The organism is Rhodanobacter sp. A1T4, from assembly GCF_014207185.1.
In the GTDB taxonomy this organism is placed as follows: domain Bacteria; phylum Pseudomonadota; class Gammaproteobacteria; order Xanthomonadales; family Rhodanobacteraceae; genus Rhodanobacter.
The window spans coordinates 492,850-509,152 of record NZ_JACHCP010000001.1; the positions used below are offsets into that span (position 1 = coordinate 492,850).

Consider the following 16,303-nt stretch of genomic DNA (forward strand, 5'->3'; position numbering starts at 1 on the left):
CGAGATATGACCGTACATGAAGATCAAGCCGGCCTGATTCTGCTGGTTGAAGACAACCGCCAGATCGCCGAAATGGTGGGTGAATTCCTTGAGCGCCGGGGTTATTCGGTGGATTACGCGGCTGACGGCGTCAGTGGCCTGCATCTGGCGGTGTCGAACAGCTATGACGTGATCGTGCTTGACCTCATGCTGCCCGGCCTCGATGGTCTCGAAGTCTGCCGCAAGCTGCGCAAGGAGGCGAAGAAGTCCACGCCGGTGTTGATGCTAACCGCGCGCGATACGCTGGATGACAAGCTGGTCGGTCTCGAAGCAGGCGCCGATGACTATCTGGTCAAGCCGTTCGAAGTCCGCGAACTGGAGGCGCGCCTGCGTGCGTTGATTCGCCGGGATCGTCGTCAGGTATCAACCGAAGTGCTGACCGTGGGCGACATGACGCTCGATACCGCCACGCTGCGTCTGACCCGTGAAGGCCAGGAACTGACCGTATCGCCGATCGGCCTGAAGCTGCTGGCCATCCTGATGCGCGAGTCACCGCGAGTGGTCAGTCGTCGGGATATCGAGCGCGAAATCTGGGGCGACACGTTGCCTGATTCGGATACGCTGCGCTCGCATCTGTACAACCTGCGTCGCGTTATCGACAAACCCTTCGCACAACCTCTGTTACACACGATTCATTCGGCAGGTTATCGCCTCGCCGAACTCGAGTCGGAGGTGGCATCGTCCACGCAATCGGCTTGATGCCTATGTTGGCATGCCACCATGGTTGAGTTGATGACGAGCAAGGGCGACCCAGTGACAGCATTTCGCACCGGCGCCTTCAAGCGCCGCATTGCGTGGGTGTTCGCGCTGCAGCTGGCGGCGATACTGATTACATGCGTGATGGGGGCTTACAACGTCGCGCCGTTGGCGGCGGTGATGGCCGTGATCGTGATCGTGATCGTTCTCGGCTGGATGGCCACGAAGCGCGAATGGCGGCCTGTGAGCGCGCTCGCCGTGATGATCAGCAGCTGGGACGAGTCGCAGGGAAATCCGGATGCACTGCGCCCCGAGCTTCTTGCGCGCGGCACGGATGCGGATATTGCTTCGCTGTCGAAGGGATTGCACGGTTTCGTCACGCGTATTGCCGATTACAACCAGCGCGAACGCAACTTCACCCGCGACGCCAGCCACGAATTGCGCAGTCCACTCACCGTCATCAAGATGTCGGTCGACATGCTGGCCGATGAGGAAAATCTCAGCGATTTCGGCGAGCGTTCGGTACGCCGCATCCAGCGTGCTACCCGTGAGATGGAGACGGTGGTCGACGCGCTGTTGATTCTGGCGCGCGAATCCGATACGGGCATGGACTCCGAACGCTTCGTGGTGAATGACGTATTGGTCCACGAGCTGGACGCCGCCCGTATCCTGCTCGCCGGTCGGCCCATCGTACTTGAGCTGGAAGAGCCCGCACGCTTCGCGTTGCAGGGATCGCGCCGGGTGTTTTCGGTGTTGTGCTGGCAGCTGATCCGCAACGCCTGCCAGCAGACCGAACAAGGCCGCGTGGTGATCACCGTGTTGCCTGGCGCGGTCACGGTGAGCAATCACGCTGGCCCCCATCCTGTGGACGCTGCAGCACAATCGGCGCGAGTGTTCGGCGCCGATCGCCATGGGTTTGAACTGGCCATCGCTCAGCGCATTAGTGAGCGCTTTGCCTGGCCGCTGGAACTGCAGACGCGCCCCGGGCACGAGAACGTCGCCCGTATCCGCTTTCCCAAGCCGTTGCCAGCCCAGCCGGTCGAAGCTTGACGTAGTCTGATTCAACGCTTCGAAGCGGTAGCAATCCAGGAATTCAACCTGTTCTTCGCTAGCGTCGGTGCCAAGCTTCACTGGCAGGCGCCAGCCAATCGATAGTCAGTGCTGCAAGGTCGCATCAACAGTAAAGCCGCAGCCCGTTTTTGCTTTGACCTCATCGACAGTCACGCCCTCGTTGAGCTCGATCAGTATCAGCCCCTGACCTTTCTCGACCTTGAACACGCACAGGTCGGTGATGATCAGGTCGACCACCTGTTTGCCCGTCAGCGGCAACTCGCACTCCTCGCGGATTTTCGGCGTGCCATCTTTGGCGTTGTGCTCCATCAGCACCACCACGCGCTTCACTCCACTGACCAGATCCATTGCGCCACCGGGTCCTTTCACCATCTTTCCGGGCACCATCCAGTTGGCCAGATCACCGGTAGCTGAAACTTCAAGGCCGCCGAGAATCGACAGGTCGATATGACCACCGCGGATCATTGCGAACGAATCGGCGCTGGAGAAAAAGCTCGATCCAGGCAGCGTGGTGATGGTCTGCTTGCCGGCATTGATCAGATCCGGGTCGACGTTGGCCTCATCCGGAAAAGGACCGATGCCCAGCAGGCCATTCTCGGACTGCAGAGTCACGTCGATGCCATCGGGAATGAAATTGGCCACCAGGGTCGGGATGCCAATGCCGAGGTTGACGTAGAACCCGTCCCGTAGTTCCTTCGCGGCGCGCTGCGCCATGGCGGTTCGCACCGGGCTTTCCTTGCCGGTATTGGCGCCAGCAATCGTGCGGAACTCGATACGCTTCTCGTATTTCTCGCCCTGGATGATGCGGTCGACATAGATGCCCGGCACGTGGATGTTGTCCGGTTCCAGCTCGCCCACGGCGACCAGATGTTCGACCTCGGCCACGCAGATCTTGCCGCAGGTGGCGATCATCGGATTGAAGTTGCGCGCGGTTTCGCGGAACACCAGATTGCCGTGTGCATCGCCTTTCCATGCCTTGACGATCGACAGATCAGCGTGGATGGCCTCTTCCAGCACATATTCCTTGCCGCCGAAGACCTTGGTCTCCTTGCCCTCGGCCAGTTTGGTGCCAAACGCGGTGCGTGTATAAAAGCCGGGAATACCGGCGCCGCCGGCGCGCAGCTTTTCCGCCAGCGTGCCCTGTGGTGTGAGATGCAGCTCAAGTTCGCCGGCCAGTACCTGCCGTTCGAATTCCTTGTTCTCGCCGACGTACGAGGCGTACACGCGCTTGACCTGGTGCGTCTTCAGCAGCGGACCCATACCAAAGTCGTCCACGCCGGCGTTGTTGCCGACGATGGTCAACTCCCTCGTGTCGGCTGCTAGCAGGGCGCCGATGAGGTTTTCGGGAATCCCGCACAGACCAAAGCCGCCGGCCGCGATAGTCATGCCATCGACCAGCAGTCCATCGAGAGCGGTTGCCGCGCTTGCAAACACCTTGTCCATTGCCGGGTTCCTGCAGTAAAGAATCAGCTGCCTAGGATACGATGAATCTGATGGTCATCTCGCGCCAAACCCGAGCGCGCATCGGGTCTCTGAAAGACGTTGATCCATGAGCCTTCATCAAACATCCCGGTGATGCTGCCGCCGTTGGTTATTCGATCCGAGATGCTGAAAAATCGGAGATCACCATGTCGAGAGAAAATTATCGAACAGATCAGTAGCCGCTCTGCGCATGCTGCGGCTGGATCGCTGGCATCCAACGCCGGGTTTGTGCCGATCAATCCAGAATCACGGGATAACTATCTCCTCGTGTTGAGTTCCGAAAGGTGAACTTCGAAACAAAGCCATCGGGGATGGCTGGCTATACTCGTCGCATCACGAGAGGGAAAGTGACGGTATGAAACACCGTTTATGGGTAGCGCTCGCCGTCTTCGGAATGACTGGCGTGAGTCACGCTGCCGTCTCGCCTGTATTGGTTATTCACGGCGGTGCCGGGGTCATCAGGCGCGATATGACGCCTGCGAAGGAAAAGGCAGTTCGCTCCGCACTGACACTAGCGCTGCAAAGCGGCTATGCGCAGCTCAAGTCGGGCAAGAGTTCGCTGGATGCGGTGACTGCAGCAATTACCGTGATGGAAGATGACCCGAACTTCAACGCAGGTAAAGGTTCGGTCTTTACGAACGACGGCAAGAACGAGCTGGATGCTGCGATCATGGATGGCATTACCTTGCGCGCCGGTGCGGTGGCCGGCGTACGGAGAATAAAGAATCCGATTCTGCTGGCCCGTGCGGTGATGGAAAAATCGCCGCACGTGATGATGTCGGGTGCGGGTGCCGAAGCGTTTGCCCAGAGCACCGGCATGCCGCTGGTCGACCCCTCGTACTTTCGCACCGAAGAACGATGGCAGCAGTTGCAGAAGGCTTTGAAAGAAGATGCCCATGAAAAGCCGCATCAAGACGCCGAAACGGCCAAACATTTCGGCACAGTCGGCGCGGTTGCGCTGGATACACAGGGTCATCTCGCGGCAGGCACGTCCACAGGTGGCATGACCGACAAGCGTTGGGGCCGCATCGGTGATTCACCGATCATCGGTGCCGGCACTTACGCGAACGGCGATTGCGCTGTTTCAGGCACTGGCTGGGGCGAGTACTACATTCGTACCGTGGCTGCACATTCGATCTGCATGCGCGTCACCTTGATGCGCGAGCCGCTGAAAGAGGCCGCCGCCGAGGTGATCAATCAGGAGATCCCATCGATGGGTGGCAATGGCGGTGCCATTGCGCTGGATGCGGATGGCGATATTGCCGTGCCTTTCAACACCGACGGCATGTATCGCGGCTGGATTGGCGCGGACGGCGTGCCACACGTAGCGATCTATGGCGATGAGGATGATGGTATTGCTGATCCGCCGCCGGCGTCAGCCGATAGTTCAATGCAGCCATGAGTCGCCAAGCAGCCCCGCCAGAATCAGTCCTCGCGCTCCGGCCGCTCACGCACAGGATGCTTGCTCAGCTTCCGTTGCAGGGTGCGGCGGTGCATGCCGAGCCGTCGCGCGGTTTCGGAAATATTGCCATCGCATTCAGTCAGCACGCGCTGGATGTGTTCCCACTCCAGTCGGCGCAGTGCCAGTGGCGCTTCAGGTGCATCGGGTGGATCGTTGTCTTCGCTGTCGGCGGTGTCACCGTCGAGCAGGGCGCGCACTACGGCGTCGGCGTCGACCGGTTTGGCCAGATAGTCGTGCGCGCCGCGCTTGATCGCTTCCACCGCGGTGGCAATGGAGGCGTAACCGGTGAGCAGCAAAACGCGAATGTCGGGAACCAGTGCATGCAGCTCGGGTATCAGTCGCAGTCCGTTCTCCTCGCCCAGCTTGAGGTCGAGCACGCAGTAACGCGGCTGATGCCGGCGGGTCAGCGCACGCGCTTCATCGAAATTGGTGGCGGTGAGTACCTCGAAGCCGCGCGAAGCCAAGGCACGCGCCAACACGCGAACGAAAGTCGCATCGTCATCGAGCAGTAGCAGCGGGCGCGCAACAGCCCCGGAAGTCGAGAGGGTGGTATGGGACGCCGACGGATTCAACAAGATTTCATTTGACTCGATCATGGTGGCACTTCTTTCGGGTGGATCGACGGGATTGTTGCCTCAGGCCAGTCGATATCGCGCCATTATGGCGATCTATAGCCCGTGTTAGCTATCGGTCGGCGATCACGGCCAGCGGCAGGCGCAGGCACATTTCGGCGCCGTGCTCGGTGTTGCCGGCGATCAGTTCGCCATTGAGTCGCTCGGCGGTCGCCTCGGCCAGTGCCAGGCCAATACCAAGGCCGCCCTGCTTCTGCGACTCGCCAAGCAGTGCCAGTTCGCCGGTCACCGCGAAGCCAGGTCCCTCGTCGCGCACGCACAACTGCAGCCAGCTGCCTTCGCGCACCACGATCAGTGCGACCATCTGTGAGCCGCGACTGGCAGAAGCATCCGCCGCGTTGTTGAGTAGATTGAGCAGTGCATGGCGCAAACCGGGCGGCGTGCGCAGCGCGGTGCGGGAGGTGTTGTCGTCCAGCACCAGGGAAACATCCGCCTCTGGCCGCAGCAGCTGAAAACGTTCCAGGCAGCCGTGGGTGAACTGGGCGACGGTGAGCCGTTCGGATTCCTGCGAAAGTTGTGCCTTGCCGAACGCCACCATCTCGCGAAGGATCGTGCGGCAGCGATTGACCTGGTCTTCCAGCAGCAGCAGATCTTCAGACAGCAGGCCGTCGGCGGCATAGTCGCGACGTAGCTCAGGTAGCAGCGTGCGCATGGTCGATAGCGGCGTATTGAGTTCGTGCGCGGCGCCGGCGGCCTGGGTGGCGATGGCTAAAATGCCCTCATCGCGTAACGCTCGCTCGCGCACGCGTTGCACTTCATGCTGCTGCAGACGCAGTGCGTGCGACAGCCGATTGATGAAAAACCCCAGCAGCAGCGCGCTGATCAGCAGATTCACGCCGGTGCCGGCCACATTCAGGGTCAGGTTGTTTTGGAAATCATCGTGCATCGGCACTGGCAGCGGTACGTGCCAAGTGAGCAGAATTGCGTAAGCCACGGCTGCCAGTGCCGACACTGCCAGCAACGCACGTGCCGACAACGCCGCCGCGGTCAAGGCGATGGGTACCAGCAGCAGGGTGATAAACGGATTGCTGGCGCCGCCGGTGAAATACAGCAGGTACCCAAGCACCAGCATATCGACGGCGATATGAACGAGGGTTTCCCGTTCGCGCATCGGCCATGGCTGGCTGAGCCGCCACGCAGCGAACACCGCAAACACTCCCAGCAGGCCAATGCCGACCAACAGTGGCAGCAGCGGAATCTGCAGTTGCATCCACCACGCGCAGAAAAGCACGGCGACGCTCTGGCCGGCGATGGCACAGATTCTCAGCCACGCCAGGGTGCGTGTGAGTGCAAACGGACCGATGCGTTGGGCTGGACGTCGCGTCACGGGTAATCAATCATCCAGCAAACCCGTCGCATCATGCGGCGGGTGGATGCGCATCAGGCGCGGTTGTCGAACTCCTCACTGCGAACGGCCGGCAGCGGATGGTGGTTGACCGCAGGATCGGAGTGGCTGGCCGACAGCCGGTTCATCAGCGGCAGCATGATCAGCGCGACCACCACGCAGGCGATGCCGACGAAGCCGAGCTTGTTGAACAGGCTCACGTAGATCGCCAGCGACTGTACTGGATCGGTGATGTTGTCCGGGATGTGTGCCGCGTTGGCCACGATGCTGCCCAGATACTGCGACAAGCCCACCGCGACGTAATAAGCACCCATCATGAAGCCGCCCATGCGCGAGGGCACATAGCGCGCGATCATCGCCAGGCCCAGACCGCTGACCAGCATTTCGCCCAGCGAGTACCAGCCGTAGCCCCAGACCATGGTCCATGACGACACCTGGCCGTTGACCGCCGAGTGCCCACCGACGCCATACATGAAAAAGCCGATCGCGACTGCTGCAAAGCCCAGCGCAAACTTGAACGCGATGGAAGGATCCTTGCCGACGCGGCCCAGCGTGTTGTAGATCAGGACCAAGACAGGGCTGAGAATCACGATCCATATCGCGTTGAGGCTTTGGTATTGCTCCGGAATCCAGTTGAGTATGTGCCAGCCGAACAAATCGAACGACAGGTTCACGTTGTGCTGCGCGAACAGGTTCAGTGACGTCGCCATCTGCGAGTAGAAGATGAAGAAGAAGATGGTCTGCACAGTGAGCACAAGCGCGGCAATCAGGCCGGCGCGTTCGTTCTTCTGGCTGCTGCGGATCAAATGCGCGAATACGCCGAGAATGATCACTCCGGCGGCGTACACGCAGGCCCTTGCGACTGCCTGACTTTGCAGAATGAAGGCCACCACGAACACCAGCAAGATCGCCGCGACGAGTACGGGCAGCGCCCGGCGCATCTCCATCGGACGTTCGTCTGCGGGTGAACCGATGTGCGCCAATGCGCGACGCATGAATGAGTAAATGATAAGACCCAGGATCAGGCCAACGGCGCACGCACCGAAGGCTGTGTGCCACCCCAAGTCTTCGCCATAATGAGCGGTCACAAAGTCGCGAATTTTCGGCGTCATGATCATCGAGAACATCGAGCCGATATTCACTGCCATGTAGTAGATGGTGAACGCGCTATCGATGCGGGTTTCGTCGCCTTCGTAGATCTTGCGCACCAAATTGCCCGCGTTCGGCTTGAAGAAGCCGTTGCCGACGACGATGACGCCGAGCGCGCAGTACACCATGTATGGAACGTCCGTCGGGATCCACAGCATCGCGTAGCCCAACATCAGTACCGTGGCGCCGATCAGCATGGTGCGGCGCGTGCCGAGCAGCTTGTCGCCGACCCAGCCGCCAATCGCGGGCGTCGCGTAGATCAGCGCGGCCGCCGCACCCCAAACCAGGTTGGCCTTGGTATCGACGAAGCCGAGCTTCTTGATCAAAAAGGTGACCATCAGCACCTGCATGCCGTAGAAGCCAAAGCGCTCCCACATTTCAATCAGGAAGACGGCGCTGAAGGAGCGGGTTTGCGAGACGGGCGGATTCTGAATTGCCATTAACGTTTCCGTGCGTGATTCGACATACGTGGTTCGGACCGCGGCTCTGCCGTGGCATCCCCTGTTCAAGGCGACTGTGGAGAGGGTCACATCTCTCGAAGCGTAACCTATTCGCCACGCGGGTGTAGTAGCAGTGCAGCATGCGATGGGGGGAGCCTTTGCGGCTGCTCGGGCTGATGTGTAAGTCGCTGGAGCCAGCCAAATCTTGAAACATCGGGGCTTGTGGCATTATTAGGCGGTTGTGTTTGTTGATTGAACCGGCCTCTTGAAGCGCGCTGCTTCCAAGGCGCCTCTCGAACCAGGGACCTTTGCCTTACCATGTCGATCGTTGCTTTTATTCCGTCGGGTACCCTGGTGGTCAGGTCTTTTATCCCCGGCAAGCGCCTGTTCGATTGTCAATCTGCTGGCCAGTTGCTGCCAGCGATCGCCTGACCGGATCCCGAACGATGGCAGCCGAAGGTTTTCGCGGTCCCAAGCAGCTCTGGAAAGCATTTCAGTGGTCGATGAAAGGTTTTCGTGCCGGTTGGCGTCATGAAGCCTCGTTTCGACTCGAGGCCTGTCTGGCCATTGCTCTTATTCCGCTCGGACTATGGCTCGGCAACGGCGCACTTGAAAAGCTCGCGCTGATTTTTCCGCCGATGCTGGTGCTCTCAGCTGAGCTGCTCAATTCCGCCATCGAGGCCGTAGTCGACAAAGTCAGTCCGGAATTTCATGAGCTGGCCGGCCGTGCCAAAGACATGGGTTCAGCCGCGGTTTTCGTGCTGCTGGTGCTGGTGGCGTTGAGCTGGGGGCTGATCCTGCTGCCGCGTTGGTTCTGACCTGGCGCCACGGCGCCGATCAGGAGTTTTGATCCGACCCCGGCACTTTATTGCGTATGGGCTGCAGGGGTGCTGCAATGGCAGTTAATCCGCAATGGAGCAAGCCTTGATGAAAACTTTGCGCGTACTCGTGCTTTTGCTGATTCTCGGTGGCTTATCCGGTTGCGGCTACAACGCCATGCAGCGGCAGGATGAGGCGGTCAAACAGGCCTGGTCCGAGGTGCTGAACCAGTATCAGCGGCGCGCCGATCTGGTGCCGAATCTGGTCAATACCGTCAAGGGCTATGCGCAGCACGAAGAGAAGGTTTTTATCGAAGTAGCCAACGCGCGCTCCAAGGTCGGCAGCCTGCAGGTCAATGCCGATACAGTGAACGACCCGGAAAAGCTGAAACAATTTCAGGCTGCGCAGGGTGAGTTGGGTGGTGCGCTGTCGCGGCTGATGGCGGTCACTGAGAACTACCCGCAGCTGAAGGCCGACGGCCTGTTCCAGAATCTGCAGGCGCAGCTAGAGGGCACCGAAAATCGCGTTACCGTGGCACGCAACCGCTATATCCAGTCGGTGGCTGACTACAACTCGATGATCCGCACCTTTCCGAACAATCTCACCGCCAAAATGTTCGGCTACCAGATCAAACCGAATTTCAGCGTCGATAACGAAAAGGCCATCTCCACGGCGCCAACCGTGGACTTCGGCACCAATACGCCAGCGCCTGCTACCTCGGCCCATTGATGATGCCTCGGCGCCTTTCGCGCCTGCTGTCGATACTGGCGATAGCCCTGCTGTCGCCGGTTTTACTTCATGCGGCCGATGCGGTGCCCAAGCTCGCGCGTCACGTCACCGACCTTACCGGCACACTCACCGCGGCGCAGGTCGATCAGCTGGATTCGCAGCTGATTGCGCTGGAAAAAGCCAAGGGCGCGCAACTGCTGGTGCTGATGGTTCCAACCACCCAGCCGCAGGATATCGATGCTTATTCCATTGCGGTCGCCGAGGCCAACAAGATCGGCCGCAAAGGTACCGATGACGGTGTGCTTCTGCTCGTCGCAAAGAACGATCGGCAGGTACGCATTGAGGTCGGCTATGGCCTGGAAGGCGCTATCCCCGATGCCGCGGCGGCGCGCATCAGCCGCGAATATATCGCCCCAAAATTCCGCGTCAACGACTATTTCGGCGGCATCACGGATGCGGTCGGTGCGCTGACCCAGCTGATCAACGGCGAGCCGTTACCGCCGCCTGTGCAGGGCAACCCTGAGCATCAGCGTTCCGGCTTCGGATTGCAGCACGGCCTGATGATGGGGCTGTTTCTGGCGCTTTTCCTGCGTAGTGTGCTCGGTCGGGCGAACAGCTGGGTTCGTGCGCCGATTGGCGCGCTGTTCACCGGAGGGCTCTTGTGGCTGCTCGTGTCGACTGGCGCAGGCATCATTGGTGCAGTCATGGGCGGCATTCTGATGTTGCTGCCAGGCGGTGCCGGTGGTTTCATTGGCGGCGGTGGCTGGGGCGGATTCGGCGGAGGCGGATTTGGTTCGGGCGGTGGTGGTTTTGGTGGGGGCGGAGGCGGTGGCTTCAGCGGCGGTGGCGGCAGCTTCGGCGGTGGCGGTTCGTCGGGGAGCTGGTGATGGCGCGACTGCAGCGGCTGCTAACCAACCTGTTCGGCCAATGGTTCGCCATGCGCCATCGGTTTCCAGAGTCATTGCTGAAAGATATGACTGCGGCCATCGCTGCCGGCGAGCGAACCCATCGGGGCGAAGTCCGTTTTGCGGTGGAGTCACGACTGGCGCCATGGCTGTTGTTGGAAGGTGTCGACGCAGTCGCTCGTGCGAGGCAGGTTTTCGCCCAACTGCACGTGTGGGATACCGAGCACAACACCGGGGTGCTGCTCTACGTGCTGATGGCCGAACGACGCATCGAAATCGTGGCCGACCGCGGTATTGCCCATCGTGTTGCTCAACCTGAATGGGACGATATCTGCGCCAGTATGCGCAACAGCTACGCCAGCGGTCGATGGCGCGATGGCAGTCTCGCTGGCATCTCTGCAGCGCATGCCCTGCTGGCGAAGCACTTTCCCAGCGATGGCACAGACAATCCTGACGAATTGCCGGACAGGCCCGTCCTGCTCTGAGAGTGGTTCCGATCTCTGCTTGCTCGTCTGGTCAAGTTACAATCGGGGTTTGCAATTAGCACGTTTCTCTCATGACCCAACCTTTCATCGTCCAGTTCAACCCGGTGGCCTTCGGCCTGGGACCCATCCAGGTGCACTGGTACGGTTTAATGTATCTGCTGGGTTTTCTGGTCGTGGCAGTGCTGGGCGAATATCGCCGCAGGCGTGGTCGTCTGCCGGTGAGTCGAGAGACGCTGGGTGACCTGTTTTTCTACGGCATGATGGGCGTGATCGTTGGCGGTCGCCTTTGGTACATGCTGTTTTATTACGCCGGTGGCCTTCACTGGATCTGGACCGAGCCGCTTGCGCTGTTCAGGGTGTGGGATGGCGGTATGAGCTTCCACGGTGGCCTGCTTGGCGTTTTGGCTGCGGGCCTGTGGTGGTCGCGCCGGCAACGGCTGCATTTTTTCGACACGATCGATTTCGTCGCGCCACTCGTTCCGATTGGTCTGGGGCTTGGCCGGCTTGGCAACTTCATCAACGGCGAGTTGTGGGGCAAGCCGACCGCGTTATCGTGGGGCATGATTTTCCCAAATGCGCACGCCGATGATATGGCGTATGCCGAAAGCCATCCGACCTGGTTGCCCACGTTGCAGCAATTTGGCGGTTTGCCGCGTCATCCCTCCGAACTTTACGAAATGGCCCTTGAGGGAGCCGTGCTGTTTGTGGTGATCTGGCTGGTGTCGCTAAAGCCACGGCCACGTTATCTGGTATCGGGTCTGTTTGGACTGCTATACGGCTGTTTCCGCATTGCGATCGAATTCGTTCGGTTACCGGATCCACAGCTCGGCTATCTCGCGTTCGGCTGGGTGACGATGGGCCAACTGCAGTCGCTGCCGCTGATCGTGATTGGCCTGTGGTTGATCCTGCTGTCACGGCGCGCACCCACATTGCCACTGGCTCCCATTAGCGCGAAGGCCTGATTGATCATGCGCCCTTATCTTGATCTGCTAAGCCATGTGCTGGAACACGGTGCCGAAAAATCCGATCGCACCGGCACCGGCACGCGCAGTGTCTTTGGCTGGCAGATGCGCTTTGACCTGGCGCGGGGTTTCCCCCTGGTGACTACCAAGAAGCTGCATCTGAAATCGATCGTGCACGAGCTGATCTGGTTCCTGCGCGGCGATACCAATATTGCTTACCTGAAAGAAAACGGCGTGCGTATATGGGATGAATGGGCCGATGCTGATGGCAATCTCGGCCCGGTTTACGGGCAACAGTGGCGTGCCTGGCCCACGGCCGATGGTGACGTGGTGGACCAGATCCGCTGGGTGATCGAGGAGATCAAGCGCAACCCCGATTCGCGACGGCTGTTAGTGAGTGCGTGGAATGTCGGGGAGCTGCCGAAGATGGCGTTGCTGCCTTGCCACAGCCTGTTCCAGTTCTACGTTGCCGATGGCAAGCTCAGTTGTCAGTTGTACCAGCGCTCGGGCGATATCTTTCTCGGTGTGCCGTTCAATATCGCCAGCTATGCCTTGCTGACGCATATGGTGGCGCAGGTATGCGGGCTAGGTGTAGGCGATTTCGTGCATACGTTGGGTGATGCGCATCTCTACAACAATCACGTGGAGCAGGCGCAGCTGCAGTTGAGCCGTGAGCCGCGTCCGCTGCCGCAGCTGCGGCTCAATCCCGAGGTGAGATCGATCTTCGATTTCCGCTTTGAAGACGTCGTCATCGAGAATTACGCGCCACACCCGCTGATCAAGGGGGCCGTGGCGGTCTGAACGCTGCTTCAGTTGTGAGGCTTCAGGCCGATGGAGCAGCAGAGCCTCCGGGTATGACCTCCTGATAGTTGGGCGAGACGCCCGGCAGAGCCCCGGCCTGCTAAGATTCGTCGCCGCTGGTACTGACTCCTTGAGGTCAGAAGCCAACTTACCGATCATGCTTTCCAAGGAATTTCATGGCTATTTCGCTGATTGCCGCGCTTGATGAGAACTTTGCCATTGGCCTCAAGGGGCAATTGCCTTGGCATTTGCCGGATGATTTGCGTTGGTTCAAGCAGTTGACCACCGGCAAGAACGTGCTGATGGGCTACAACACCGCTATATCCATTGGCCGTGCGCTGCCGGATCGCGTCAACATGGTGCTTTCCCGCCGTCACGAAGCACCATTTCCGGGTCAGATTACCGTGCGCTCGGTGGAAGAAGCGCTAGCGCGTACCGATCAGACCGGTCTGATGGTGATTGGCGGCGGTCAGGTATTTGCCGAGGCATTGCCGATTGCCCGTCGCATGTATCTGACCTGGGTCAGCGCAGCGATTAACGGTGCGGATACCTTCTTTCCCGGCACGCATTTCAGCGACTGGACCGAAGTTTCCCGTGTACATCACAAGGCCGATGCCGAGCACGCTTACGACTTCGATATGGTCGAGTACCTGCGCAGCAACTGACGAAACTACCCGTCGCGGCCGCTGGTATTTGATGACACGCTCTAGCTACCGAGTCCCACCCGCCATGCATGTGATGGCCGGTCTCATCGTTGACACGGATGGACGTGTGCTCTTGGCGGAGCGTCCGCAGGGTAAGCATCTTGGCGGATTCTGGGAGTTCCCCGGTGGCAAGCTTGAGCCGGGCGAGTCGGCATTCGCAGCGCTAGCCCGTGAATTGCGCGAGGAGCTTGGCATCGAGCTCAAGTCGGCCACGCCACTTATACGTGTGCCGTGGACCTACGATGACCGCACCTTGGTGCTGGACGCCTGGCATGTGGATCGATGGGACGGTACGCCGCAATCGCTGGAAGGGCAGGCGCTGCAATGGTGCGATCCCGCGCAGATTGATCCGGAAAGCATGACGCCCGCTGATCGGCCGATCCTGCAGGCGCTGCGTCTACCGTCCATGTATGTGATCACGCCTGCCGATGTCATGCTCGATCAGCATGATGAGTGGCGCGAGCGAATCTGTCGGGCAATTCAAGACGGGGTGCGGCTGTTGCAGCTTCATCTGCCGCTCTGGCCGGTCACGGCCGTTCGTTCGCTTGCAGCGGAGTTGTTGCCGACCACTCGCAAGTACGGCGCGCAGCTTCTGCTCAATGGCGATATTGAGGGGGCGCAGGCACTCGGTGTCGGTGCCCACCTCACTAGCGAACAGTTGCTGAAAACCTCGGAGCGGCCTTTGCCGTGGCATCAACTGATTAGTGTCGGTTGCCACGATGCGTCGCAATTGGCCAAAGCAACCGAGATAAGAGCGGACTTCGCTACCTTGCCTTTGAAAACGGCTTCAGTCGGCGGCACGGATGCCCCGCGGGCGGAATGGTCAGACTTCCAGTTACTGGCGGAAGAAGCTTCGTTACCGGTGTATGCCGTGGGCGTACTCGGTTCACGGGACCTGACGAAGGCAAAGCAGATGGGTGCCCAAGGCATGGCGGATATTCTTGGATTCTGGCCGACTTGAAGAGTGTTGTCTGAGTAGACGAAACATCGGGTGTCTGCCCATTCAGCGAAGGCACACCGCGCTCATTGCTGGTCCTGTACCGACAGCGCCAGAAATTTCTGATGCAGCTGAGCAACAGCCATATCGAGCGCGACCTCGTCGCCGCTGTTGTCGATGACGTAATCCGCCAGCGCCAGTCGCTCGGCGCGGCTGGCCTGCTGGGCGAGCATGCGGCGAGCCAATGTCTCATCAATACCATCACGCAGGACAAGTCGGTCGAATTGCGCCGACTCCGGCGCGTCGACCAGCAGCACATGTTTGATCCACCGGTAGTGCGCGAGGTTCTCAGCCAGCAAGGGAATGGCCAGCAGACAATAAGGCCCGATCTCAACGGCAACGCGATCGTGCAACCATTCCCGAACGAGAGGGTGAATGATCGCCTCCAGTTTGTGTCGGGCCATTGGGTCGGCAAATATGCGCTCTCGCATGGCCCGGCGGTCCAATTTACCCGTGCCATCAAGCACATCCACACCAAAGGCCTCAACCACGGAGGTCAGCCCCGATGTGTCCGGCGCAATCACTTTCCGCGCCGCGATATCAGCATCGTGCACATGTACGCCCAATGCCTCAAACCGGCGTGCCACCGCGGTCTTGCCCGCTGCGATGCCACCAGTTAGCGCAATGATCAGCGTATTCACCTGCATATTCATCCCAGGCCGGATAGGTGCAGATAGCCCTGTAGCAGGTTGTCGCCAGCCACGAACCACACCCAACCGGCCGCAGCAATGAACGGCCCAAATGGCATGGGGATCTGGCTATCCCGCTTGCGCAACACGATCAAGCTGACCCCCACTAGTGCGCCGATCAAGGAGGAAAGCAAGACAATCGGTAACAAAGAAATCGGCCCCATCCACGCACCGAGTGCAGCCAGCAATTTGAAGTCGCCATAGCCCATGCCCTCCTTGCCAGTCAGTAGTTTGAAAAGCCAGTAGACACTCCATAGGCTCAAATAGCCGATAGCGGCTCCAATGATGGCCGATGGCGCAGCGACGAACATTGGCAAAAGCGCCAGCAACAATCCTAACCACAGCAAGGGTAAGGTCAACTGATCCGGCAATAGCTGTGTGCGGAAATCAATGCCGGAAAGCGCAATCAGGGACCAGGTAAACACCAGTCCGGCAAGGGCTGACCATGACGGACCGAATTTCCAGACGATAACGGCACTGAGTACAGCGCACAGCAATTCCACCAAGGGATATTGGATGGAAATTTTCATCTGGCAGTAGCGGCAACGTCCTCGCAAGAACAGCCAGCCGAACACGGGAATATTGTCTAGCGTGGACAGCCTGTGCTTGCACTGCGGACAGTGCGATGGTTCGCGCACGATGCCAGGCGGCAACGGTGCTGCTGGCTCGGCTTCCAGCGCCAGGACTTCACGCGCCTCCTGCTCCCACGATGCCGCCATACGCTCAGGCAAGCGCAAGATGACCACATTGAGAAAACTGCCCACCACCAATCCAAGCGCACCGGCAAAGGCGATCCAGAGTACCAGTGGCATCTCGGGCATGACTTATTCCTGAGCTAAACAAAACGCCGCATCATCACCAGGTATTGGCAACGCTGCGGCGTCTCTGAACAACGA

The 16,303-nt window shown here is 59.7% G+C and carries 17 protein-coding genes; 11 read left to right on the forward strand and 6 right to left on the reverse strand.

The genetic code is table 11. The annotated features are described in order from the left end of the window. Window positions 1-6 precede the first annotated feature (6 nt). Window positions 7-738 carry a response regulator transcription factor gene (locus tag HDE80_RS02225; protein WP_184601556.1) on the forward strand — a complete coding sequence of 244 codons (732 nt, stop codon included), beginning with the start codon at window positions 7-9 and terminating at the stop codon, window positions 736-738. Window positions 739-771: 33 nt separating this feature from the next. Further along, a complete protein-coding gene (locus HDE80_RS02230; RefSeq protein ID WP_184667418.1) occupies window positions 772-1,785 on the forward strand; it encodes a HAMP domain-containing sensor histidine kinase in 1,014 nt (337 codons plus the stop codon). A gap of 105 nt (window positions 1,786-1,890) precedes the next feature. Here HDE80_RS02230 and HDE80_RS22330 read toward each other — a convergent pair whose 3' ends face one another. Continuing rightward, window positions 1,891-3,249 (reverse strand): 3-oxoacid CoA-transferase, encoded by a 1,359-nt coding sequence (locus HDE80_RS22330; RefSeq protein ID WP_184667419.1) that lies wholly within the window; start codon window positions 3,247-3,249, stop codon window positions 1,891-1,893. Between the two features lie 394 nt (window positions 3,250-3,643). On the opposite strand from HDE80_RS22330, the gene HDE80_RS02240 reads away from it, so the two are divergent. Continuing rightward, window positions 3,644-4,690, forward strand: a complete 1,047-nt coding sequence (locus tag HDE80_RS02240) for an isoaspartyl peptidase/L-asparaginase (protein ID WP_184667421.1) — start codon at window positions 3,644-3,646, stop codon at window positions 4,688-4,690. A 23-nt stretch (window positions 4,691-4,713) separates the two neighbouring features. Here the strand turns inward: HDE80_RS02240 and HDE80_RS02245 are convergent, their stop codons facing one another. The 3 genes from HDE80_RS02245 to HDE80_RS02255 all read right to left on the reverse strand — a co-directional run bounded on the left by HDE80_RS02245 (window position 4,714) and on the right by HDE80_RS02255 (window position 8,316). Next, entirely contained in the window at window positions 4,714-5,346 is a 633-nt protein-coding gene (locus HDE80_RS02245) for a response regulator transcription factor (protein ID WP_255483536.1), read from the reverse strand. Window positions 5,347-5,434: 88 nt separating this feature from the next. Further along, complete coding sequence (locus HDE80_RS02250; RefSeq protein WP_184667422.1) at window positions 5,435-6,709, reverse strand: ATP-binding protein; 1,275 nt, start codon at window positions 6,707-6,709, stop codon at window positions 5,435-5,437. 53 nt (window positions 6,710-6,762) lie between these two features. Next, entirely contained in the window at window positions 6,763-8,316 is a 1,554-nt protein-coding gene (locus HDE80_RS02255) for an oligopeptide:H+ symporter (RefSeq protein WP_184667424.1), read from the reverse strand. Between the two features lie 446 nt (window positions 8,317-8,762). Here HDE80_RS02255 and HDE80_RS02260 point away from each other — a divergent pair, with 446 nt between their 5' ends. From HDE80_RS02260 to HDE80_RS02295, 8 genes are all read left to right on the forward strand, one after another. After that, a complete protein-coding gene (locus HDE80_RS02260) occupies window positions 8,763-9,134 on the forward strand; it encodes a diacylglycerol kinase (protein WP_184601550.1) in 372 nt (123 codons plus the stop codon). A gap of 106 nt (window positions 9,135-9,240) precedes the next feature. After that, a complete protein-coding gene (locus HDE80_RS02265) occupies window positions 9,241-9,864 on the forward strand; it encodes a LemA family protein (RefSeq protein ID WP_221437382.1) in 624 nt (207 codons plus the stop codon). A 2-nt stretch (window positions 9,865-9,866) separates the two neighbouring features. Further along, the gene (locus HDE80_RS02270; RefSeq protein ID WP_184667428.1) at window positions 9,867-10,751 is read left to right on the forward strand and encodes a TPM domain-containing protein; all 885 of its coding nucleotides are present in this window, start codon (window positions 9,867-9,869) and stop codon (window positions 10,749-10,751) included. Continuing rightward, entirely contained in the window at window positions 10,751-11,254 is a 504-nt protein-coding gene (locus tag HDE80_RS02275; protein ID WP_184667430.1) for a TPM domain-containing protein, read from the forward strand. The genes HDE80_RS02270 and HDE80_RS02275 overlap by 1 nt, the downstream gene beginning before the upstream one ends. A gap of 71 nt (window positions 11,255-11,325) precedes the next feature. Continuing rightward, window positions 11,326-12,216, forward strand: a complete 891-nt coding sequence (lgt, locus tag HDE80_RS02280; RefSeq protein WP_184667432.1) for a prolipoprotein diacylglyceryl transferase — start codon at window positions 11,326-11,328, stop codon at window positions 12,214-12,216. Window positions 12,217-12,222: 6 nt separating this feature from the next. Beyond that, window positions 12,223-13,017, forward strand: coding sequence for a thymidylate synthase (locus tag HDE80_RS02285; RefSeq protein ID WP_184667434.1), 795 nt, complete (start codon window positions 12,223-12,225; stop codon window positions 13,015-13,017). Window positions 13,018-13,193: 176 nt separating this feature from the next. Then, on the forward strand, window positions 13,194-13,682 hold the full coding sequence (locus tag HDE80_RS02290) for a dihydrofolate reductase (RefSeq protein WP_184601544.1): 489 nt from the start codon (window positions 13,194-13,196) through the stop codon (window positions 13,680-13,682). A gap of 73 nt (window positions 13,683-13,755) precedes the next feature. Beyond that, on the forward strand, window positions 13,756-14,682 hold the full coding sequence (locus HDE80_RS02295; protein WP_255483560.1) for a Nudix family hydrolase: 927 nt from the start codon (window positions 13,756-13,758) through the stop codon (window positions 14,680-14,682). 62 nt (window positions 14,683-14,744) lie between these two features. Here the strand turns inward: HDE80_RS02295 and coaE are convergent, their stop codons facing one another. Together coaE and HDE80_RS02305 are read right to left on the reverse strand one after the other, a co-directional pair. After that, the gene (coaE, locus tag HDE80_RS02300; protein ID WP_184667805.1) at window positions 14,745-15,365 is read right to left on the reverse strand and encodes a dephospho-CoA kinase; all 621 of its coding nucleotides are present in this window, start codon (window positions 15,363-15,365) and stop codon (window positions 14,745-14,747) included. A gap of 2 nt (window positions 15,366-15,367) precedes the next feature. Beyond that, on the reverse strand, window positions 15,368-16,228 hold the full coding sequence (locus tag HDE80_RS02305) for an A24 family peptidase (RefSeq protein WP_184667436.1): 861 nt from the start codon (window positions 16,226-16,228) through the stop codon (window positions 15,368-15,370). Window positions 16,229-16,303: the final 75 nt, after the last annotated feature.